30 protein-coding genes are annotated in these 20,956 nt (G+C 64.4%); 25 read left to right on the top strand and 5 right to left on the bottom strand.

The annotated features are described in order from the left end of the window. Nucleotides 1-30: 30 nt before the first annotated feature. The 4 genes from AB7531_RS23630 to AB7531_RS23615 form a co-directional block, all read right to left on the bottom strand. Nucleotides 31-2,010 (bottom strand): acyltransferase family protein, encoded by a 1,980-nt coding sequence (locus AB7531_RS23630; protein WP_441280118.1) that lies wholly within the window; start codon nt 2,008-2,010, stop codon nt 31-33. A gap of 265 nt (nt 2,011-2,275) precedes the next feature. Further along, nucleotides 2,276-3,433, bottom strand: a complete 1,158-nt coding sequence (locus tag AB7531_RS23625; RefSeq protein WP_441280117.1) for a tyrosine-type recombinase/integrase — start codon at nt 3,431-3,433, stop codon at nt 2,276-2,278. Nucleotides 3,434-3,683: 250 nt separating this feature from the next. Next, nucleotides 3,684-3,875 (bottom strand): hypothetical protein, encoded by a 192-nt coding sequence (locus AB7531_RS23620; protein WP_441280116.1) that lies wholly within the window; start codon nt 3,873-3,875, stop codon nt 3,684-3,686. A 7-nt stretch (nt 3,876-3,882) separates the two neighbouring features. Beyond that, nucleotides 3,883-4,212, bottom strand: a complete 330-nt coding sequence (locus AB7531_RS23615) for a hypothetical protein (RefSeq protein WP_441280115.1) — start codon at nt 4,210-4,212, stop codon at nt 3,883-3,885. Nucleotides 4,213-4,316: 104 nt separating this feature from the next. On the opposite strand from AB7531_RS23615, the gene AB7531_RS23610 reads away from it, so the two are divergent. Next, on the top strand, nt 4,317-4,925 hold the full coding sequence (locus AB7531_RS23610; protein ID WP_441280296.1) for a DUF4118 domain-containing protein: 609 nt from the start codon (nt 4,317-4,319) through the stop codon (nt 4,923-4,925). Here the strand turns inward: AB7531_RS23610 and AB7531_RS23605 are convergent. Next, a complete protein-coding gene (locus AB7531_RS23605) occupies nt 4,922-5,206 on the bottom strand; it encodes a helix-turn-helix transcriptional regulator (RefSeq protein WP_247457670.1) in 285 nt (94 codons plus the stop codon). The two genes, AB7531_RS23610 and AB7531_RS23605, sit on opposite strands and share 4 nt — an antisense overlap. Before the next feature lie 94 nt (nt 5,207-5,300). On the opposite strand from AB7531_RS23605, the gene AB7531_RS23600 reads away from it, so the two are divergent. From AB7531_RS23600 to AB7531_RS23485, 24 genes are all read left to right on the top strand, one after another. Then, on the top strand, nt 5,301-5,555 hold the full coding sequence (locus AB7531_RS23600; protein ID WP_441280114.1) for a hypothetical protein: 255 nt from the start codon (nt 5,301-5,303) through the stop codon (nt 5,553-5,555). Between the two features lie 10 nt (nt 5,556-5,565). Further along, the gene (locus tag AB7531_RS23595) at nt 5,566-5,973 is read left to right on the top strand and encodes a hypothetical protein (protein WP_441280113.1); all 408 of its coding nucleotides are present in this window, start codon (nt 5,566-5,568) and stop codon (nt 5,971-5,973) included. After that, nucleotides 5,973-6,113: a hypothetical protein gene (locus AB7531_RS23590; protein WP_441280112.1), complete on the top strand. Its 141-nt coding sequence runs from the start codon at nt 5,973-5,975 to the stop codon at nt 6,111-6,113. Before AB7531_RS23595 ends, AB7531_RS23590 begins: the two co-directional genes overlap by 1 nt. After that, the gene (locus AB7531_RS23585; protein WP_441280111.1) at nt 6,110-6,352 is read left to right on the top strand and encodes a hypothetical protein; all 243 of its coding nucleotides are present in this window, start codon (nt 6,110-6,112) and stop codon (nt 6,350-6,352) included. Before AB7531_RS23590 ends, AB7531_RS23585 begins: the two co-directional genes overlap by 4 nt. Beyond that, nucleotides 6,349-6,840, top strand: a complete 492-nt coding sequence (locus AB7531_RS23580; protein ID WP_441280110.1) for an HNH endonuclease — start codon at nt 6,349-6,351, stop codon at nt 6,838-6,840. Before AB7531_RS23585 ends, AB7531_RS23580 begins: the two co-directional genes overlap by 4 nt. Beyond that, a complete protein-coding gene (locus AB7531_RS23575; protein WP_441280109.1) occupies nt 6,837-8,990 on the top strand; it encodes a hypothetical protein in 2,154 nt (717 codons plus the stop codon). Before AB7531_RS23580 ends, AB7531_RS23575 begins: the two co-directional genes overlap by 4 nt. Continuing rightward, on the top strand, nt 8,987-9,514 hold the full coding sequence (locus tag AB7531_RS23570) for a DUF7220 family protein (RefSeq protein WP_441280108.1): 528 nt from the start codon (nt 8,987-8,989) through the stop codon (nt 9,512-9,514). The genes AB7531_RS23575 and AB7531_RS23570 overlap by 4 nt, the downstream gene beginning before the upstream one ends. Continuing rightward, a complete protein-coding gene (locus AB7531_RS23565; RefSeq protein ID WP_441280107.1) occupies nt 9,511-9,723 on the top strand; it encodes a cytochrome C in 213 nt (70 codons plus the stop codon). Before AB7531_RS23570 ends, AB7531_RS23565 begins: the two co-directional genes overlap by 4 nt. Next, nucleotides 9,720-10,172 carry a hypothetical protein gene (locus tag AB7531_RS23560; protein WP_441280106.1) on the top strand — a complete coding sequence of 151 codons (453 nt, stop codon included), beginning with the start codon at nt 9,720-9,722 and terminating at the stop codon, nt 10,170-10,172. Before AB7531_RS23565 ends, AB7531_RS23560 begins: the two co-directional genes overlap by 4 nt. Then, nucleotides 10,162-10,494 carry a hypothetical protein gene (locus AB7531_RS23555; RefSeq protein WP_441280105.1) on the top strand — a complete coding sequence of 111 codons (333 nt, stop codon included), beginning with the start codon at nt 10,162-10,164 and terminating at the stop codon, nt 10,492-10,494. The genes AB7531_RS23560 and AB7531_RS23555 overlap by 11 nt, the downstream gene beginning before the upstream one ends. A gap of 61 nt (nt 10,495-10,555) precedes the next feature. Further along, a complete protein-coding gene (locus AB7531_RS23550) occupies nt 10,556-11,788 on the top strand; it encodes a hypothetical protein (RefSeq protein WP_441280104.1) in 1,233 nt (410 codons plus the stop codon). Beyond that, nucleotides 11,785-12,468, top strand: coding sequence for a transcription termination/antitermination protein NusG (gene nusG / locus AB7531_RS23545; protein ID WP_441280103.1), 684 nt, complete (start codon nt 11,785-11,787; stop codon nt 12,466-12,468). The genes AB7531_RS23550 and nusG overlap by 4 nt, the downstream gene beginning before the upstream one ends. A gap of 225 nt (nt 12,469-12,693) precedes the next feature. Next, a complete protein-coding gene (locus tag AB7531_RS23540) occupies nt 12,694-13,005 on the top strand; it encodes an HNH endonuclease (protein ID WP_441280102.1) in 312 nt (103 codons plus the stop codon). 11 nt (nt 13,006-13,016) lie between these two features. Beyond that, complete coding sequence (locus AB7531_RS23535; RefSeq protein WP_441280101.1) at nt 13,017-13,187, top strand: hypothetical protein; 171 nt, start codon at nt 13,017-13,019, stop codon at nt 13,185-13,187. A 71-nt stretch (nt 13,188-13,258) separates the two neighbouring features. After that, complete coding sequence (locus AB7531_RS23530) at nt 13,259-13,753, top strand: hypothetical protein (protein WP_441280100.1); 495 nt, start codon at nt 13,259-13,261, stop codon at nt 13,751-13,753. Continuing rightward, nucleotides 13,750-15,480 carry a terminase large subunit domain-containing protein gene (locus AB7531_RS23525; RefSeq protein WP_441280099.1) on the top strand — a complete coding sequence of 577 codons (1,731 nt, stop codon included), beginning with the start codon at nt 13,750-13,752 and terminating at the stop codon, nt 15,478-15,480. The genes AB7531_RS23530 and AB7531_RS23525 overlap by 4 nt, the downstream gene beginning before the upstream one ends. Nucleotides 15,481-15,483: 3 nt before the next feature. Next, nucleotides 15,484-16,797, top strand: coding sequence for a phage portal protein (locus tag AB7531_RS23520; protein WP_441280098.1), 1,314 nt, complete (start codon nt 15,484-15,486; stop codon nt 16,795-16,797). Continuing rightward, nucleotides 16,794-17,645 (top strand): head maturation protease, ClpP-related, encoded by an 852-nt coding sequence (locus AB7531_RS23515; protein ID WP_441280097.1) that lies wholly within the window; start codon nt 16,794-16,796, stop codon nt 17,643-17,645. The genes AB7531_RS23520 and AB7531_RS23515 overlap by 4 nt, the downstream gene beginning before the upstream one ends. A 41-nt stretch (nt 17,646-17,686) precedes the next feature. Beyond that, nucleotides 17,687-19,027 carry a phage major capsid protein gene (locus AB7531_RS23510; protein ID WP_441280096.1) on the top strand — a complete coding sequence of 447 codons (1,341 nt, stop codon included), beginning with the start codon at nt 17,687-17,689 and terminating at the stop codon, nt 19,025-19,027. Between the two features lie 73 nt (nt 19,028-19,100). Further along, a complete protein-coding gene (locus tag AB7531_RS23505; protein ID WP_436854700.1) occupies nt 19,101-19,262 on the top strand; it encodes a hypothetical protein in 162 nt (53 codons plus the stop codon). Beyond that, nucleotides 19,247-19,636, top strand: a complete 390-nt coding sequence (locus AB7531_RS23500; protein ID WP_441280095.1) for a hypothetical protein — start codon at nt 19,247-19,249, stop codon at nt 19,634-19,636. Before AB7531_RS23505 ends, AB7531_RS23500 begins: the two co-directional genes overlap by 16 nt. Before the next feature lie 29 nt (nt 19,637-19,665). Then, complete coding sequence (locus AB7531_RS23495; RefSeq protein WP_441280094.1) at nt 19,666-20,034, top strand: hypothetical protein; 369 nt, start codon at nt 19,666-19,668, stop codon at nt 20,032-20,034. Next, nucleotides 20,028-20,639, top strand: a complete 612-nt coding sequence (locus AB7531_RS23490) for a head-tail connector protein (RefSeq protein WP_441280093.1) — start codon at nt 20,028-20,030, stop codon at nt 20,637-20,639. Before AB7531_RS23495 ends, AB7531_RS23490 begins: the two co-directional genes overlap by 7 nt. Next, a complete protein-coding gene (locus AB7531_RS23485; RefSeq protein ID WP_441280092.1) occupies nt 20,639-20,956 on the top strand; it encodes a phage fiber-tail adaptor protein in 318 nt (105 codons plus the stop codon). Before AB7531_RS23490 ends, AB7531_RS23485 begins: the two co-directional genes overlap by 1 nt.

The following is a 20,956-nucleotide window of genomic DNA, read 5'->3' as shown; positions in this document are numbered from 1 at the left end:
GCAGGACATCACTGGGAGTTGGAGGGGCAATCACATCAACAGGAAATCGAGGAAGTGAAGATGTTTGCGCGCGAAAACGGGACGCAGATGGACACCGTCTGTAAATTTCGGCTCGCGGGCTCCAAAAAAGGCTGAGCACGTTTCACCGTTTCCGCAGACGTCGGGAAAGACATCTAGTAGTTTCGCTCCGGTGCTCTCCGCGACGGCACGCAGATCAGCATCGGGCTGAGCATAAACCGCCCGCAAATCCGCAATTGGCACGGCGTTATCAACATTCGTTTCGACGCGGACCCCTGTGACACCTCGCGTGACCATACGTTGAGGGTTTAGACCTGTAAGCGACTGTGGCGCACCTAGCACGAGGTAAACCGTCGCGTTCAGTTGCAGTTGGCGAACGTAATCTTCGAGGTTGGCGTAAAAAGCACGCCTCCCTTCGTCTCCCCCATCCAGAGGAATAGACTTGCCCTCCCGTTCGATGAAGGCATTCTTCCTGGGCCAATAATGAGGACCGAGGACGACCGTTTGCACCTTCTCTTTTTGAACCAGCTCCAACAATCTGTTCGCGACGTGGGCGCAGTTTGCAAACTCATCGCGGGCGACTACGCCGGGCACCAATGGACATGCCGGGCCCGTCACGAAGTAAGCACGGACCGCTAACAAACCTTCGTCTGCGAGTTGCTGCAAACGAGGGCCGTAGTGGAACATCGTACTGCTGCCGGCCAGCACTACTTTGCGAGCGCCTTGGCCGATTTGAGCCACAATGGAGTATCCGCGGCTGTTATACTCAAGAACGTTCATGCCGTTCGTCGGCTTGTAGGTCTCGTCGAGGGCGGCGGCGTTGATCTTTTCCAGATCGAGGCTGGCGGGAAAACGTTGCGGCACACCACCTGTGACCCATACCGCCAAGCCACACGCACCAAGCACGGCGACGCAGGCCGCGACAATGGAAGTGTGGCGCAAGCGATTAGAACTATCGCGAACAGGGCGTTCAATGAAACGGTATGTGGCCCAAGCTAACAGCAAGCTCACGATCACAATTCCGAAGGCCATAAGAAGGGTCGGGGGCTTCCCTCGGATAACATAAGCGAAGGCAATCAGCGGCCAGTGCCATAGGTATAGCGGATAGCTGATAAGCCCTATGGACACCGCCACGCGATTTGAAAGAAAGGTTTTGTTAACAACGGCATTTGATCCGGCCAGGATGACCGCGACGGAACCGGCCACGGGCAGCAAAGCGAGCCAGCCGGGAAAGCGCATCTCCGATGCAAACAATCTCGCGGACACCAAGATGGCTGCCATGCCCGCCAACGAAATTACATGCTTAAGGCCCGCTTTGAGATTGATATCCGGGCGCCAAGCCAGTGCTGCACCGGCCAGCAGTTCCCAGAAGCGCGAGACGGGCAGGTAGAAGTCGCTCGACGTGTCAGCGAGCGAGAGCGCGACATTGACCGCAAAGGAAGCCACCAGCAGCCCAACTATCAATCGCCCAATGGCGGCCTTTAGTTTGAAGGCGATCCAAAGCAGCGGTGGCCAGAGGATATAGAACTGCTCCTCAATGCCCAAAGACCAAAGATGCAGTAGCGGCTTTGAAGTAGCGGCCCCGTCAAAGTATCCGCTCTCGCTCCAGAGTGCGAAGTTGGACAGGAAGCTGGCCCCGAAAAAGACTTGCTTGCCGAGTTGAGCAAGCTGCGAGGGCATCAACACGACGAAACCGTATGCCAACACCGCGGCGAGGCAAACAGCGAGGGCGGGAAAGATGCGCCTGATGCGGCGCCCATAAAAGCTCGCTAAGGAGAACCGGTGCTGCTCGATTTCACTGAATAGGATTTTCGAGATGAGATATCCGGAGATGACGAAAAACACGTCTACGCCAACAAAGCCACCAGGAAGCCACGCTTCATCAGGGAACGCGTGAAAGATCACCACCGAAAGCACAGCCACCGCCCGCAATCCGTCGATATCGGGGCGATAATTGTGGGCGAGAGTAGTTGTGTTAATCGGTGCGGTCATTTGGCGATTTGCATGATGATCAGGCTTTAGCCAATGTTGCGACAGCGCGCAAACCGGCGCTGAGAGGCGGCCGAGTGTTGAAGGCGGCCTTTGCGGCGTCCAGCTCGGCGCGGTACCGACCGGCGGTCCGGTCGAGGTCGGGATGTGAGCGACCACGTTCCAGATCCAGACCGCCTGGCGCTCTTTTGGGTAGCGGATGCGCCCGACCAGCTGGCCGTCGTCGAGTACGGAATAATCGCGGAGGCCGTCGGTTTGAGCGTCAACGTCATTTGCCGCCCTTGTCCTCGATTGCCTTTGGCGGGGTCTGCTCGACCTGGCGCGGTGCGGTCGCTTCCATCGCGGCGCGCATGTCCTCGACCGTCGCGTCAGTGTAGAATTTCGCCGTGATCGCGATGTCGGTATGGCCGAGGATCTTTTGCACCACGCGCAGGTTGCCGGTTTTCCGCAAGGTGCGCATTCCGGTCGTATGGCGCAGGTCGTGGATCCGCGCGTCGACGCCGGCGGCTTTCCATTTCCGCTTGTTCGATCCCATGCCGTGATATGTGATCGGGTAGCGCTGACCTTTGACGAGATCGCCAAGCTTGCGGCCTTTCCGGCTGCGATCTTTCCAGGTTCGCTTGGCCTTGTAGGTAAAAACGAATTGGGGGTGCTGGCCTCGGCGCTTCCAAAGGATTGCATAAGCCTCGGCCGACAGCGGCAGCACGCGCGGCACGCCGCCTTTGGCGATGACGCGAATGACGGCGAGCTCGAAATCGACCTGCGACCAGGTCAGCAGCAGATCCTTGCGGCGCAAGCCGGTAATGATCGCAAAGCGACGCAGCTCGGCAAAGTCGATATCCTCGACCTGGTCGAGGGTTGTTTCCTCGGCCGCCGAGATCTCGCGCACGTGCCGGCGCTTTTCCTTGAGGCGGTGCCGCTTCCAGACCGGCTCGCGCACGATCGCCGCATTCCAGTTGTCGCGCGCGCGGCGCACCACACGGCGCAGCAGGTCGAGCGTGCGATTGACCGTGGTCGGGGTGACCGGCCGATACAGCTGCCGGCCCTCGTCGTCGGTTGAATCGCGGCGAACGTCTTGGCGACGTTCGTCGACCATGCGCGAGACGATGTCGTCATTGATGTCGTGCAGATAGGTTTTGGCGCCGATGATCTTAACCAGGCGATCGAGCGCGGATTTGATCTTGGCGTCGGAAAGCGTCGAGCCGTGTTCGCTCCACCAGCGATCGCAAGCGGCCTTGAGCGTCAGCGGCTCGGCGCCGGCGGCGCGGATCCGGTCGACGATGATTTGCGCGTCGACCTTGCGGGCTTCTTCAAAGCGGGTCGCGTCATCCTCATTCCGCAGTTTGGTCGAGCCGGAAAATCGATAACGGTCGATCCGGAAGTCGTAATGCCAGAACGGGGATCGCTTGGGGCGATAGAGGGACATGGGGCGGCCTCGGCCAGCTGCTGCATAAACCGGGTGACATCGGCGATGGTGAAAACCCGATGGCGCCTGGCGCGGCCGAGGCCTTTCAGCCGGCCGACCAGGTTGCCGGCGGCAACATGCCGCGCGATGGTTTCCCGATGCAAGGGGATCAGGGCGGCGAGCTCGGGGACGCCGATGGTCGCGCGGCCGGCAAACGCAGCCTCGAGCGCCTGGCGCAGCTCGAGCGGATCCGCGGGGAGGGGGCGGGCCGTCATCGCTCGGCCTCGACCAAGTGCAGGCGATCGCCGATGATTTGGGCGCGGCCGGCGGCGACCAGGCGGTCGACGACACTGTCGCCGATCCGCCTGGTGCCGTAGCGCCAGCCGCGCGGGCGCCGCTCAAAGGGGCTGGATTTCAGCAGCGCCAGGTAAAAATAGTAGTCCGATGGCAGTCGCCGGCTCATGTGGCCCTCACTGCGCCGCAGCGGCGGCGTCGAGCATGGTCATCGCCGCGGCGACCGCCTCGAGCGTGGCGTCGAGGTCGGCCTCGTCGGGAAGCGGGGCCATCGGGCCGTCGATCGGGACATGAAAGCGGCCGGCGAATGCGCGCGCTTCGCGGAGGGCGTCGTCATGACCAACGTGCGGTTGCCAGGCCGCATAGATCCGCGACGCAGCGGCGTTAACCATGCGCGAGCAAGGCACAGCCTGCGGCTGAAAGCCTGCCGATTTGCGACTTGTCAAAGGTGGGGATGCGGCGGAAGCTGTTAAACTTAACGCTTGCTTGGGCTGGTTGATGGTCATGCGGCGAATCTCCCGATGTGGCCACAACATATACAGGCAGCATGTACAAAACACAGATGAAATACATGCTGCATGTATAAATTTTGGAGTGGGATAAAGTGGAAATGCTTCGGGAGCCGGAACAAACCGACGAATTGCGCCGCCTGGCGGTACAGCTCGCCTTGCAGCTGCCGGCATCGATCAAGGATGCGCGCAAGGTGCTCGAGCTGACGACGGAATGTCTGGACGATTTTCTAATCGACAAGGCCGAGGCGGAATCCGCGGCCGCGCGGGCGCGCCGGCGCTGGCGGCGGCCGCGGCCGATCGAAGTGAATGCGACGCCGGTTCCGGTGCGACCGCCGGTTTTCGCTGTATTTCTATGCTGTTTGGGTGCGCTGGCGCTGGCGGCCGCGCTCGGAGCCGTGTCGGTCCGGTTGATCGGTTACGGCGAGATCGGCCTGACCATGCTGGCGATCTCGATGATCGCGCTGTTGTTCGGTCGCGGGGCGGCGCTGGCGAGTTCGGCCCTTGCTTATGCGCTGACGACCTGGGCCGTCATACCGCCGGCCTGGGCGCTGGACTGGCCGACAACCCATGAGCTCTGCGGTGCCGCCCTGTATGTTCTGACCGCCGTCATCGTTCCCTGGATACAGGCGAAGCGCGAGCCGCTGCGCGAGGCTTCCTTGCGGGTTGCGGCGGGGCCGCTGCGCGTATTGCTGCGCCGGGCGGCCTAGCGCCGCTTGCGCTGCAGGTTGAGTTGCACCTCGGTCGGCAGTCCTGACGTCATCAGACCGCGATAAATCCAATCGGTCGTGACGCCGGTCGCGGCGCAGACCTTGAGCGCCTGGTCGATCGAGATCCGATTCCTGCCTTGCTCGTAATTCGACCAGGCCTGCGGTTCGATTCCGACCAGGCGGCACCAATCGGCCTGGTTGAGGCCGAACGCTTCGCGGGTGCGCCTGAGCCGATCGGCCAGCTTTTCGGCCTCGGTGACCGGGATTTTGCCGTCTTTCATACCCGGAACTATCTCAAAACCCTGCATGGCGCTCAATCAATGCGCTGATGACGTTTGTTTTGTACATGCTGCATGTATATTTGGCCGCATGGAAATGATTCGAGACGCTCTCGAGGTACCTCCTCTGGACACTGTCGACGCCGTGATCGAGGCGCTCGGCGGGCCAATGGCCGTGGTGCGGCTGACCGGGCGGTCGCGCCAGAACGTCACCAACTGGCGCGCCGCCGGCAATTTCTCCTCGACGACCTTTCTGGTGATGACGACCGCCCTCGCGGCCGCGGGCCTGCGCGCTGCGCCGCGCCTGTGGCGCATGGATGAGCCGGCCGAAACTTCCGACGTTCTGGGCTGAAGGGTTCCACATGACGAAACCGACCTATCGCGGCGGTAGCGGGAAGGCAAAAACGGCCGCCGAGGAAAACCTCGGCAAATCCCGCAGGGATCATCGGTGGTTTGCGCCGGTCCTCGTCGAGTTGCGCAAGGAATTCAAGCAGAAGCTCGCCGCCGAGCTCGCACTGATCGCGAATCGCTCGACCAGGGTTTGCGAGGATTGGATCGCGACGCCGCCGCGCGGCGCGCCGGACGGCGAGGCGCTGTCGGCGCTGCTCAATAGTCGTATCGGCGACGTCGTCTGGAAAGCCTTGACCAGGTCATGCGCCGAGCCGTGGCGCAAGAAACTCAACCGCCAGATGGAAATTTCGCAGCTGCTCGACCAGCAGCGGGAAACCGCGGCGCGTCTGGCGGCGCTGCAGAACGGCGGAGATCTGTGATGGATGAGGATCTGCTCAGCTGGGCGATGCTCGGGATCGTGCTGATGTCGTTCGGCATCGCCACGGTCGTGATCGCCTGGCCGCTCGAGGGCGAGCGCGGCGAGGCCTGGCGCATCATCCGCGCGCGGTGGCCGCGATGAGATCGGCCGTGCGCGCCTGCGCCGTCACGCTGCTCGACGGCGACCGTCCGGTCGCGCGCGGCATGGTCGCGATCGACGCCGAGGGCGTGCCACCGATCATCCTGTTTGACGGCGACGCCTTCGTGCCCGTGCTCGAGACCGCCGAGCTGATGCCGGAGGTGCAGACCTATCGCAAGGCGCGCGTGCTGCACGCCGGCGACAATTTCCGGCCGGTCATGCTGACGGTGGTGCATCGATGATGCAGGCGCCGGTCAACATCGTCGGGGCGCGCGCGGTCGATTTCGAGGCCGGCCTGCTCGACCTGTCTTGGACGCCGTGGCGCCGGGTCTGGCTGTCGTCGCGCGAGCCGGTCTGGACGCTGGTCGACGCCGAGGATTTTGACTGGCTGATGCAATGGCAGTGGAACGTCTGGCACGGCGGCCGCGGCAAGGAATGTTTTCTCTACGCCAAGCGCAACACCGGGCCGCGGCGCGACACGGTGCGGATGCATCGCGAGCTGCAGATCCGCTGCGATCCCCGCGATGACGATTACCTGGCGCGGCACGTCGTCGACCATATCAACGGCCAGACGCTCGACAACCGCCGTGCGAACCGCCGCTGGTCGACCAAGCGCGACAACAACATCAACCGCCGCGTGCGCGGCGAGGCGCCGAGCCTCGACAAGATCCTGGCCGACCTGCTCGCCGAGCTGCCGCCGCGTCACCAGCTCGAGGAGATCCCGTTTTGAGCGAGCTCGCACGATACGAGGCGGCCGAGCGTGCGATCGCGGCCGCGGAAGCGGTCGACGAGGTGCTCGAGATCCGCAGCCAGTCGGCGGCCTGGTCGGCCTATGCCAGGCAGGCGAAAAACAAAGATCTCGAGATCCGGGCGGCGCGGATCCGGTTTCGCGCCGAGCGCCGCCTCGGCGAAATGCTGCTTCTAGCCAAGGCGGCCGGTCACCTCGCCGAGGGGCGGCCTAGAAACTGTTCCGGCGAGGAACAGTTTTCCGACGCCGGCGGCGATGTCGCAGAACGCGCCGAGGCCGAGCTCGGAGCCGCCAAGCCGCTGCGCGTGACGCTGCAGGAGGCGGGGATCGACCGCAAGCTGTCGTCGCGGGCGCAACGCCTGGCGGCGATGGATACGGCCGAATTCGAGCAGGCGCTCGAGCGCCAGGCCGAGGAAATGCGGTCCGGCCAGGCGCGCGTTGCGATGGATCTGCTCAAGGTCGGCGCCGAGGAGAAGGGGCGCGCCGATCGGCGCAACCTGGCGGCCGCGCTGTCCGGTCAAACGGCTGACCTGCCGTCCGGTCCGAAGGTGCCGGCGGTCTATCTCGATCCGCCCTGGCGGCGTCAGGGCGGGATCGGCGACCGCGCCTATGAGAACCACTATCCGACGATGAGCTGGCCGGAGATCCTGGCCTATCTGCGCCAGGTGCGCGAGCGCCTGCTCCCGGACTCCTGGGCCTTCATGTGGATCCCGCGACCGCACCTCCTGGCGCTGGTCGAGATCGAGCTCGAGGTCACGATCGCGGAAACCGGCGAGGTGCAGCTCGCGCGCGTCGACATGCCGTTGTCCTGGGCCTGCGCGCAGGCGCTCGGGATGGATGCCTATTCGACCTGTTTTGTCTGGACCAAGACCGACGACGAGCATCCCGACGTCAGCGGATCCGGCCTGATCGCGTTCGACCAGGATGAGCTGCTGCTGCTGTTCAAGCGCGGCCAGGGCCTGCCGAAACCGGCCGGCTCGGAAAAATTCGGATCGAACCATCGCGAGCGGCCGCGCGAGCATTCGCGCAAGCCTGATCACTACCGGCACATGATCGCGACGATGGTCGGATGCGACGCCGAGGGGCGGCCGTTGCCCGTGCTCGAGCTGTTCGCGCGCGTCGACGCCGAACATCCATTGCCGCCAGGCTGGCTCGCCGCCGGCAATCAGGCCGCCGCGGCGCCGATCGAGATCAAGCCGGCGCCGGCGGCCGCGGAAAAGTTGGAAGCCGAAAAGCTTTGCGCGCATCCGGCCGTTGTCGACCGTCACGTCGTCAGCATGTCACGCGATTATCCGGATAGCGTCTCTTTTAGCGTCGCGACCTGTCAATGCGGCTGGACGTTCCGGCAGGAAACATCCGACGAGAATTGCCGCCGGGTCGATGACGCCGTCGACGCGCACTGGCTCGAGGTGATCGACAGTTTCGCCGCCGGAATGCCCTCCGACGCCGGCGAGACCGTGACGGCTGCGGCAAATGCAACATCAGACGGGGCCAGCGTTGCCGCGGCCGTCGCGGATGTCGTCGCGATCCCCGACCAGGCCGACGATCGCGCGCCGTATGACGCTGACGACGTCGTCGCGATCGACCAGCTCGCCGGCTCGGAATGGCTGCGGCCGGCCGAGCTCGACGCGCTCGAGTTGACCGAGCTCGAGCAGCTGACGATCCTTTCGGATTTCTGTCATCCGAAGCGCGCGGCCATGCAGGACGTGCTCGGCGCGAGCTGGGAAAAGCGCGAAATGGCCTATCAATCCGGCGGGCAGTGGCAGCTGCGCGAGGCCGGCTGGTCGCGCCTGCACGCGCTGCGCGATGTCGTGCCGACGCCGCCGGTCGTCGCGCTGACCGAGCCTTACCGCGCGCCGCAAATGTCGCTGTTCGATTGTCCGGCGCCTGAGATCGTTGACGGCGCACTGCAGACGCGCCTGCCGGTCGACGATGACGAGCTCGCCGAGCAGCTCGCGCTGATCGCGGTCGACGCCGGCGGCACGATTGCCGGCGAAATGGCGCGGCATCTGTGCGGCAAGGATTATCTGCACGCCACGACGACGGCGCTCAAGGTCACAGAGCTCGGCCGCGCCTTCCTGGCGCAGCTGGTCGGGCCGGCATCCGTTCAACAGCAGGGGGACGCACGATGAAGCAAAGCAAGGTCATGTCGCTGGTCGAGAGCGTCATCAATATCGTGGTCGGGTTCGGCATCAGCCTTGCGGCGCAGATCTATTTCCTGCCGCTGCTCGGCGTTGCGATCTCGTTTCGGCAAAACCTGACATTCGCGCTGATCATGACGGCGGTTTCGATCGCGCGATCATTCGCGCTGCGCCGCGTTTTCGAGGCGCTCCACATTCGCCGGCCGCTGTCGCCGTTCATGCAGGCCGTGATCGCCGAGCGGTTTCGCCAGGTCGAGGGCGAGGGATGGTCGACAGAGCATGACGACGGTCATCCGGTTGGGGAGCTCGCCGCGGCGGGATCCTGTTACGCGATCATGCCGACGTGGCGCCGGCGCGCGGATGATAATTTTGGCGCCGAGCCGCCGATGACCTGGCCGTGGGCGAGCAATTGGTGGAAGCCGCAGAGCAATCGCCGCGACCTGGTGCGCGCCGGCGCGCTGATCATCGCGGAGGGTGAGAAATTCGACCGCAACCGCAAGGGGGGCGGGCGGTGAATCACAAGTGGAGCGAAAAGACGCGCGCGCCAAATGGCGACTCGCGCAAGGTCTGCACGCGCGACGGCTGCGAAATCGTTTGCGTGTCGCGGCATCGCATCGAGCCGAACGGTCGGCAGGATCATTACAAGGAATGGTTTCGCGGCAGCGCCAGGATCCAGATCGGCGGCAACACGCCGGCGTGCGAAGCCGTTGAGGTGCCGGCATGATCCGGCGCTCGCATTGGACCGAGGCCGATAAGGCCAGGCTGCTCAAGCTGCGCGATGACGATCAGCTCGACTGGTCGGCGATTGTCGTCGCGATGCCGGGCCGCACGTTGGCCGGCTGCAAGATCCAGTATTACGGCCGGCTGCGCGATCGCTGTAAGGCGAAACGCTACAGCGCAACGCGGCAGCTGCCGCCGGCGCCGCCGCGGGCCGCGCCGGTTGTCGCGTCTGCCGTCACGCCGGCGCCTGTGATCAAGCGGGAGGCGCGCGGCGCGTCGCTGGACGGCCTGCGCGAATGGAATGAGCTGCGCGCCAGGATCGCCGAGCGCGGCCTGACGGGTGGCATGTTCAACGATCCGCCGCCTGGCCGGTCCGCGCTCGACCAGCGCGCAGGCGCCGCTGCGGCGGCCGTACAGCGCACGTTGGCGCGCGGGGGCTCGGATGCCGGCTGATCTCATTCTCGCGACGCTGGGCGCCGGCGGCGAGCCTGCGGTCAAGCTGGCGAACGTCATTCAAAAGCTGGTGCTCGAGGCCGCCAAGCTCGGCGAGCTCGACATCGCGGTTTACGTGCGCTCGACCGGCCAGCTGATGAGCGAGGATGAAGCCGACGCGCTGCCGGCCGAGCAGCTCGCCGCTGTTAGCGATCATCTGGTCAGGGTGAAGCGCTTTCCGTCGCGTTGGCTCGATCGCCTCGACGATGGGATCAGCCGCGGCCTGTTCTGGAATTATTCCGACGACCAAATCGTGCAGTTCATGCTGATGGGGCCGCGCTGACCAAACCCGTTCTGTTGCTTACCGCGTCCAGTTGAATCGAAACCTTAAGAGCATTGCCACGATGACGACCGAAAAACGGCGCGCGCGACGCATTGCCGCCGATGAGGCGCACGCCTGGGCGAGGAACCTGCGCCTCAATAATCCGCACGCCAAGCTGACGCTGTCTATGGCGTCGCTTTACGTCGACGGTGACGGCTATTGCTTCGTATCGATCCCGACGCTTTCCGACGACACGGAATTGTCGACGCAGACGGTTCGCAACCGCCTGGCCTGGCTCGAGCAGATCGGCGCGATCGCGCGGCTGCCGCAATGGATCGACGAGTACGGCCGGCGCAACGGCGAGTGCAAAGGCAAGCGCACCAGCGACCTGATCCGGCTGATGCTCGACGTCGATCCCGACGTGATCGAAGCGGCCGCCAGGGGCGAATTTGAGAGTGTTTCACGTGAAGTTAGCCCTATGCCGCAGACAGGGCTAAATTCGGCCTCCGAAACCGTTAGCCCTGCGCCAGCCCTACGCCAGCCCTATGACTCGGCAGAGGGCCTAAACTCTGAACCTGAACCTGAATCTTCCCCTAAATCCCCTTCCAGGGGACGAGAGGACGATCGCGAGGATCTTCAGGAAAGCGCGCCGGCCGATTTCGAGCCGGCCTGGCAGAGCTGGCCGGGTCACCAGGCGATGCGCCGCGATCTCGCGCTCGCCGAGTTCCGGCTGCTCGAGCCGGACAAACAGCGGCTGTGCCGGGCGGCGATCGTGCCGTTTGTCGAGATGCTCAAGCGGCTGAAGCGCGACGCGGTGCCGAATTTTCATCTGTGGATCCGGCAGCGGCGTTTCGAGGAGTTTCCGGGCGCAAGGTTGCCGGATCCGGCGCCGGCGCGTCGCTGGATCGACGGCGACGAGCTCGCCGGCCTGCAGCTCGCCGGGCGCATCGCGAGGCGACCGGTACGCCTGGCCGAGGATCCGGAACGGGGCCGCGGCGTGTGGTCGCTCAAGCCGATGCAGGCCGACCTGGCGGCGATAGGACGCTTTGCCGGCGAGGATCCTGAGACCTGGCTGCAGGTCGAGCTCGGCACGGCGCAGTTTGCGGCCTGGCGCGATCGTCTGGCGCTCTGGCTCGGCGTCGAGATCGAGGCCGAGCGGGTCTGGACCGAGCCACATGATCCGGCCGTGCATGGCCTGCCGGCGATGCATCCGAATTTTAAATTACGAAAATCAAAACAAGTGCTGCGCGTGCCGGCGCCTTGGCCGCCGCATCGGGACGGCACATGGTCGAGCGACGAGGGGGAACGGGCATGAACTATTCCAACGCGGCACGCGATCGCGTGCGCGGCGAAATCGTTGGTTATGTCGATCTCGAGCAGCTGCACGGTCCGCGCGAGGTGCCGGTCGCGCCTGAGCGCTGGTATCTGCTGCGCGTCCATCCGCATCTGCAAACGAAGGTGCTGAAGACATTCCGCCAGCGCAACATCAGCTGTTGGATGCCGATGCAGACCGTCACGCAAAGCGTGTCGCGCTACAACCGCGGCAACGAAAAGGTGGTTGAGCAGCGCGTTACGGTGCCGCTTGTGTGGGGCCTGATCATCCTTCCCGATTTCGAGGTCAAGGGCGGCCGCTTCAACGCAGTCGACGGCGTGATCGACATCCTGCGCGTCGGCGATTGTGTGCCGGTATTGAAGCCGCAGGACGTCATCGATCTGCGCAATATTGAGGCGATCGGCAACACGCCGAAGTCGAAGCGCGAGCGCAAGTTTGCGATCGGCGAGCTGGTGCGCGTGACGTCGGGGCCGTTTGCATATTTCTGCGGCCGCGTCGAAAGATTTGACTCAGCGGGCCGACTCAGTGTCGGGTTGGACATATTCGGGCGCCTCACTCCGATCTCGATCGAGGAGAGTGATCTCGAGCTAGAGCAGCGGCCAAGGTCGCTGCATAGGTCGAGCGATAGCAGACGAAGCTCTCGGCGCTTCCCCTCTCGGTGACGGACCGAGTCAAGGGGGCGCGCGAAGCGCAAGCACAAAGCCAGGCCTCGAGCCTGGCTTTCGCGTTTCTGGTTGCGAGAGGCTTTCACAACGGAGCGCTGATCATGTGATCTCACACTAGGTTGTGCGGTAGCGCGCTCCTGTGCTGCCGCTGCCCTCCTTGGGCGTTTCCTCCCTTGACTAGGCCGGCCAGCGGTGACGCTGCGCCGGCCTTCCTTTTGTGAGATGGCAGCGCCAGTCAAGCAGCAACGCGCCGAGCCGCCCTGGCGCCAGTGGTACAAGCTGGCGCGCTGGCGCAGGCTTAAGGACCAGGTGCATCTGCGCGACGCTTTCGTGTGCCAGCGAACAGGCGTGCTCTGTGACGGCGTCTACCCTGCCGACAACAGCCCGGTCGCCGACCATATCGAGGCGCATCGCGGCGATCCTGTTCGCTTCTGGGATCCCGACAACATCCACACGGTATCGAAGGCGTACCACGACGCCGAGAAACAGAAGCTCGAGCAGGCCTCGCTGCATCAGCGCGGCGTTTGGGATTGAGGGGATCGATCATGCTGACCGATGACGAGATCAAATCAAAGCTGCGCGTCGTCTTCAATGAGGCGAGCTCCGATCATGCGCGCAGCGAAGCGGCTGCCGGCCTGCTCGGTCATGCATTGACCGCGCTCGGCCGCATCGCTGATGCGATGCAAGTTCCTGATCTCGATCAACCCAAGGGGTAGGGTGGGTAAAAAGTCGCCAGGCCTTTTCGTCTGAGACCGGCCCCTCTCTCATTCGCAGGTTTTTTTTCGTTATGGCTGAAGTTTTCGACCTGTTCGGTGATCCTGTGCCGGCCAATTGGGGCGAGCGCGGTCGGCCGCAACATGTGCCGACGCAGCAAAACCGGAATCGCGTCAGCCTCTTAGTCGCGCTCGGCTGGTCGCCGCCTCGGATCGCCGCGGCGCTTTTCGTCACGCCGCCGACGTTGCGGAAGCATTATTTTTCCGAGCTCAAGTTTGCGCAGGTCGCGCGCGATCGCCTGGTCGCGCAGCTCGGGATCAAGCTGCTCGAGGGCGTCAACGCCGGCAACGTCTCGGCGATCCGCGAATTCCAGAAGTTCCTCGAGCGGAATGACCTGATGCTCTACGGGCAGACGCAGCAGCCGCAGAAGGCGGCGCCGGCGGATAAGCCGGTCAAGGCGCCAAAGGTCGGCAAGAAAGAGCAGGCCGAGCTCGACGCGCGCACGCCTGATGCCGGCTCGACGCTGGGCGAGCTGATGGCGCGCCGGCAGCAGGGTCTCAATTCGTGATCCCCTGGGACACCTCATGTCCGGATTGGGAAACCCGCATCCGCGAGGGTAAGTCGCTGATGCCGGATCTGCCGCTGTTCGCAGGTGAGGCCGACATGGGCCTCGCGTTGTTCGACGAGATCCGGCTGCCGGACGTGCCAGGAACGCCGCGCCTGGGCGATGCGTCCGGTCAATGGTTTCGCGACCTGGTGCGCGCGGTGTTCGGCAGCTGGAATCCGGTCGACCGCGTCCGGATGATCCGCGATTTCTTCGCGCTGGTGCCGAAGGGATCGTCAAAGACGACTTACTCGGCCGCGCTGATGCTGGTCGCGATGCTGATGAATTACCGGCCGCGCGCGACCGCGATGTTTATCGGCGAGACGCAGGCCGTCGCCGATCGCGCCTATGAGCAGGCGGTCGGCATGATCGAGGAGTCGCCGGATCTGCGCCGGCGCTTCAAGCCGCGCGACTATGACAAGACGATCGAGGATCTCGTCACGAAGTCCGAGATCATGATCGCGAGTTTCGATCTCAAGATCCTGACTGGCGCGATGGCGCTGATCTTTGTGCTGCTCGACGAGCTGCATTTGCTCGGCAAGCGCGCGCAGACATCGCGCGTGCTGCGCCAGATCCGCGGCGGCCTCGACAAGACCGAGGAGGGCGTTCTCGTCATCACCACGACGCAGAGCGACGAGGCGCCGGCCGGCGCGTTCAAAAGCGAGCTAAAATTCGCGCGCAACGTGCGCGACGGCCTGTACCGCGGCAAGATCATTCGCCCGACCTTGCCGCTGCTGTATGAGCTGCCGCGCGACATCGCCACGCTGACGCGCGAGGAGCGTCGCGCGAATGTCGAGCCGCGCTGGATGAATCCGGAATACTGGCCGATGGTGATGCCGAACATCAACCGGCCGATCACGGTCGCCTCGATGATCGCGGAATTCGCCAGCGAGCGCGAAAAGAGCGCCGAGGCCGTCAGCGTCTGGGCGTCGCAGCACCTCAACGTCGAGATCGGCACGGGCACAAGAGACGACGGATGGAGCGGCGCGGATCTCTGGGATCAGCAAGCCGAAAAAACGCTCGAGCTCGAGGAGCTGCTCGAGCGCTGCGAAGTCGCCACGATGGGCGCGGATGGCGGCGGTCGCGACGATTTGCTCGGCTTTTCCGTGGTCGGCCGCGAAAAGGAAACGCGCCATTGGCTGTCGTGGTCCTACGGCTGGGCCGATCCGATCGTGCTGCAGCGCCGGCAGGACATTGCCGGCCAGCTCGAGGGATTCGTCGAGGATGGATCGTTTAAGATCCTCGAGATCGGCGCGGCTCATGCGGATCTCGGAAAGTATGCCAAGCAGGTTGTCGACAGCGGCCTTTTGCCCGACGAGAACGCGGTCGGCATCGATCCGAATAGGGCGGCGGCGCTATTTGAATCCCTGTTCGCCGCCGGCGTGACGGACGAGCAGATCCGGCGCCTGCTGCAGGGGCCTGCGCTGGCGCCAGCGGTCTACGGAATCGACATCAAGCTCGCCGATGGCACGTTCTGGCACGCCGACCAGGCGCTCATGAGCTGGTGCGTGGGCAATGCCAGGGTCGAGCAGCGCGGCAATGCCGACATGATCACGAAGCAGGTCGCCGGCCGCGCCAAAATCGACCCGCTGGTCGCGTTGCTGCAGGCCGCGATCCTGATGAGCTGGAATCCGGAATCGAGCCGGCAAAACCTCGACGATTTCCTCGCAAACCCCGTCATGGTGGTCTGATCAATGGGCATTGTTTCCTGGACCGCTGCCAAGGCCGCGGCGAGCGCTTATCGCGTCTATGCGTCGGTCAGCGACGAGATCGCGAAAGAGCGCCGGTTGCGGCTCGAGGATGGTGGCGCCTGGTCGCGCGTGTTCGGCAACCGCGGCGCGGCGGGAAAAACCGTCACAGTCGATTCCGCGATGTCGCTCGCGGCGTTTTGGGCGTGCGTGCGCGTCACGGCGCAAGCGGTCTCGACGCTGCCGCTCGCGTTCTTTGAAAAACAGCCTGACGGCAGTCCGATCGCCGTCGATCATCCGCTCGCCGAGGTGCTTGCCGGTTCTCCGAATCTCGACCAGACGTCGCTGGAATATTGGGAGGCGGTCGTCGCCTGGCTGCTTGTCAATGGCGATGCCTGCTCGGAAATTTCGTCGATCGGCCGGCGCGTTTCGGCCGTCAACGTGCTGCCGAACGCCTATCCGTATCGCGACTCGGACGGCGTGCTGTCTTACAAATATTCCGATCGCGGCAAGAGCTACACGCTGCCGCGCGACAAGGTGTTTCACGTCAAGGGGTTCGGCTTTGGCGGTGACTGCGGCCTGTCGGCAATCCGCTACGGCGTGCAGACGTTCTCCACGGCGCTCGCCGCATTCGAGACGTCCGGCAAGCTGTTTTCCAACGGGATGCATTCTGCCGGTCTGCTGACGTCCGAGCAGGTGCTCAAGAAAGATCAGCGCGGGCAGCTCGAAACCATCATGCAAACTTACGCCGGCTCGGAGCGCGCCGGCAAATTGATGATCCTCGAGGGCGGCCTCAAGTTTGAAAAGCTGCAGCTTAACCCGGTCGACGCGCAGCTGCTGCAACAGCAGCGGTTTTCGATCGAGGAGGTCTGTCGCTGGACCGGGACGCCGCCGATCATCATCGGGCATGCGCCGGAAGGTCAGACCATGTTCGGATCCGGCGTCGAGCAGACGTTCCTCGCCTGGCTCGCGCTCGGCATCAATCCGATCTGCGAGCGGATCGAGCGGCGCATCACAAAGCAGCTGATCGCGCCAGGCGAGCAAAAGCGGATCTATGCGGAATTCAATCGCGAGGCGTTCCTGCAGATGGATGCGGCCGCGAAAGCGTCGTTCCTGTCGCAGATGACGCAGAATGGCCTGATGGATCGCAACGAAGGCCGGCGCAAACTCAACCTGCCGGCGCGCGCCGGCGGCGGCGAGCTGACGGCGCAGTCAAACCTGGTGCCGCTCGACCAGCTCGGCGAGACGGCCGGCGGCGCCAGCCAGGCGCGGGCCGCGATGCTGTCATGGCTCGGAATCAACAGCGAGGCGAAGCAATGAGCAACCGCGACCTGCCGAAAGCATCCTTCAACGTCCGCGGCGATCTGCGTTCGGTGATCACGCCGAAGGCGCTCGAGCGCTGGCGGCCGGAAGTGCAGGCCAAGGACGGCGCCGGCGAGGATACCGCGTCGATCTCGATCCTCGACGTCATCGGCCAGGATTGGTCGGGCAACGGCGTGACCGCGTCGCGGATCTCGGCGGCGCTGCGCAACATCGGCAAGCGCGACGTCGTCGTTAACATCAACTCGCCAGGCGGCGACTATTTCGAGGGCCTCGCGATTTACAACACGCTGCGCGATCATCCCGCCAAGGTCAGCGTCAAGATCCTCGGCGTCGCGGCCTCGGCGGCCTCGGTCATTGCGATGGCTGGCGACGAGGTGCAGATCGCGCGCGCCGGCTTCCTGATGATCCATAACACTTGGATCGTCGCGATGGGCGATCGCAACGCACTGCGCGAGGCGGCCGACTGGCTCGAGCCGTTCGACCAGGTCGCGGTCGACATCTATGCGGCGCGCACGGGGATCGAGCCGAAGGCGATCGCAAAGATGCTCGATCGCGAGACCTGGATCGGCGGCGCCGATGCGGTCGCGAAACACTTCGCTGATGATTTTCTGCCGGCCGACGCCGTGACCGACGACGCCAAGCAGGCGGCCGCCGGCCAGGCGCTCAAGGCCGAATTCCGAATTGACGAGATCCTCGCCAGGGCAGGGGTGCCGCGTTCCGAGCGGCGCAACCTTGTCCAGGCGATGAAAGGCGGCACGCGCGACGCTGCTGCAACCGACACGCCAAGCGCTGTCGACGTGCTCGACCAGGTCAATGACCTGCTCGCGCGCATGAAGGCCATCTGAGTTTCGCGTTTCACCTTTCAATCCATCCAGGAGAAATAAAAATGTCCAAGCGACATCAGGTTTTCAAGTCTGCGGTTCTTTCGTCCGCGGCGCTGTCGACGCTGCTCGCGTCGCCGAAGCCGGCGGCTGTGCTCGGCTCGGTGCGCAACGAAGCGCCGAATCCGGCCGAGGTCGAGAAGCTGCTCAACCAGGTCAAGGCCGAGCTGACGCGCATTTCCGATGACGTCAAGCGGACCGCCGAGGACGCGCTCAAGCAGAGCAAAGACAGCGGCGCACTGTCGGCCGAGGTCAAGCAGTCCGCCGACAAGCTGATCACCACGGTCGGCCAGCTCGGCGACGCGCAGACCAAGCTGACGCAGAAGATGGAGGAGCTCGAGACGCGCAATCGCGATATCGAGCAGAAGATCGCCGACACGCTGCGCCAGGGCCAGCGCGAGCAGGGCAAGTCGGCCGGCGAGGTCATCGCGCTGCATGATGATCTCAAGCAGTATGTTACGCGCGGTGCCAAGGGCAGTGTTGTGATTGGCGTCAACCAGGCAATCACGTCGCTGTCAACGTCGGCAGGCGGTCTGATCACGGTTGATCGTCAAACGGAGATCGTCGCGCTCGCGCGCCGTCGTATGACTGTGCGTGCGTTGCTGTCGCCTGGTCGCACCAGCAGCAATATGGTCGAATACGCCAAGCAGGCCGCGCGCACCAACAATGCCGCGGTTGTGACCGAGGGCGGCACCAAGCCGCAATCCGACTATACCTGGACGAAAGCCGACGTTGCGGTGCGCACCATCGCGCACTGGATCAACGTCTCGCGCCAGGCACTCGAGGACGCGCAGCAGCTGCAGACCGAGATCGACAGCGAGTTGCGCTATGGTCTCGACCTGGCCGAGGAAGCCGAGCTCCTGTCCGGTTCTGGTGCCGGCGAGCACTTGTCGGGCCTGATCACCAACTCGACCGCCTATAACGCACCGTTTGTCCTGACCGGCGCGACCATGATCGACCAGCTGCGCCTCGCGATGCTGCAGGCCTCGCTGGCCGAGTTTCCGGCCGATGGCATGATCCTGCATCCGTCCGATTGGGCTCGCATCGAGCTCACGAAGGACGGCGAGGATCGCTATCTCTGGTCGAATCCGCGCTCGCTCGCGGGGCCGAGCCTTTGGGGTCTGCCGGTCGTCGACACGCAGGCGATGACGGTCGACAAGTTCCTGGTCGGCGCGTTCAAGATGGCCGCAACCATCTATGACCGGATGGATGCCGAGGTCGCGATTTCCTCGGAGAACCAGGACAACTTTATCAAGAATATGTACACGGTCCGCGCCGAAAAGCGGCTCGCGCTCGCGGTCAAGCGTCCGCTGGCGCTGACCTACGGCGATTTCGGCAACGTCTGATCTTGGTGACGACAGCGCGGGCGGCATACGTGCCGCTCGCGACATTCTGCCGGGCATTATCCGGGATGGGACAATGACCACGGTTTACGGCGTCGGGCTGCAGCTCGCAGTCACGGGCACTGGCTGGGGCGAGGGGCCTGCAGCGATCGAGCGGGTGCTCAACGCAATTCCTGTAATCGCGGGAGTGCTCCTGTTCCTTGGCGCGATCTGGATCGTCTCATGCTTGTCAAAGTAAACCGCGAATTTCTCGACGACATGGGCAAGGTCCGCGCCGGCCAGGTGCTCGATCTGACTGACTGGCACGCGCGGCAATTGATCCAGCGCGGCCTGGTCAGCGAAGTGCAAGGGGACGCGGCCGCGCACGGTGCGCGCCACCCTATTTCATCGCCGACCAGCTGCCGGACTGGCGCGGCGAGTGTGCAATCATCATCGGATCCGGACCAAGCGCCGCCGGCGCCGATCGCGAGCTCGCCGGCCGAGGCCGCGGCGTCCGCGTCGTCGCCGTCAACGACAGCTGGCGACTCTGCGCCGGCGCCGATATCGCCTATGCCTGCGACGGCGCCTGGTGGAAAGCCCGGCAAGGCCTCGCGGCGGAATTCGCAGGGTTAAGGCTGACGCATGACGCTGCGGCCTGCGCGATGTTTCCAGGCTTGCGCCAGGTCGGCATCGCGCGCGGCCGCGACGAGATCCTGATCGACGAGCCGGGCGTGCTCGGTGACGGCGGCAATTCGGGTTTTCAGGCGATCAACCTCGCCGCGCAGTGTGGCGCAGCAAAATTGATCCTGGTCGGTTTCGATATGCGGCTCGATCTCGGCGTGCACTGGCACGGCAAGCACGGCCGCGGCCTCAACAACCCGACCGAGCGCAACCTGGCGAAGTGGCGCGGCATCATCGATGGATCCGCGCAGCGCCTCGCCCAGCTCGGCGTCGCCGTCATCAATGCCAGCGCGGTTTCCGCGCTCGAAGCCTTTCCGAAAATGTCGCTGACCGAGGCGCTGCAATGCTGAAATTGATTGACGTCATCGCGGAATCCGACGAGCGCCCGGTGACGCTCGCCGAGCTCAAGAAGCACGTTCATGCTGCCGATTTTGCCGACGATGACGAGCAACTCGAGATCTTCCTCGACGCCGCGATCGACTTTGTCGCCGACCGCACGTCGCTGACGCTGCGGCGCTCGAGCTGGCGCGTCGATCGTTGCGACTGGTGGTCGGGGTGCCTGCAGATCCTGCTGACGCCGGTCCGCGACGTCACGGTCAAGTATATCGACGCCGCGGGCGCCGAGCAGACCGTCGCCGCGGATCTGTATCGCTGGGAGCGGACCGCGCTCGGCAATGCCGAGATCCGGTTTCTCGACGCCTTCGCCTCGCCGGCGGTCAAGGCCGACACATTCAACGCCGTGCAGATCGAGCTCGAGGCCGGGTTCGACCAGGATCCGAACATGACCGGCGCCGGCGATGATCCGGAGCTCGAGTTTCCTCCGCGCGCGCGCCAGGCGGTGCTGATGCTCGCCGCGAGCTGGTATCGCAATCGCGAGGCGGTTGCGGAGACCGATCTCAAGGTCGTGCCGCTCGCCGCCGAGGCGCTTATGGGACAGTTGAGGGTCTATCGCTAATGAGCGGCCGGCGCGTCGAGGCGCGGACGGATGGTCGCGGCGCGCGCTGGCCGAGCAAGGATCCGGCCGAGCGGCTCGACTTCGTGATCGACTGGACGGCGCACCTCGAGGGCGATGCGATCGCCGCGTCGACGTTCGCGGTGCCGGCGGGGCTCGCCGGCGATGCGTCGTCGCGTAGCGCGACCATGACGACCGTCTGGCTGTCGTCGGGGGCGGATCGCCGCTCTTACCTGGTCGTCAACAGCATCACCACGGCTGCCGGTCGCGTCATGCGCCAGGCGGTCAGGATCAAGGTCAAGGCGAAATCGCGGGCCTGA

This window comes from Bradyrhizobium sp. 63_E2_N1_3, from assembly GCF_052076005.1.
GTDB classification, from domain to species: domain Bacteria; phylum Pseudomonadota; class Alphaproteobacteria; order Rhizobiales; family Xanthobacteraceae; genus Bradyrhizobium; species Bradyrhizobium barranii.
Note: the sequence above shows the minus strand (reverse complement) of the source record. Positions and strands in the feature narration are given on the sequence as shown.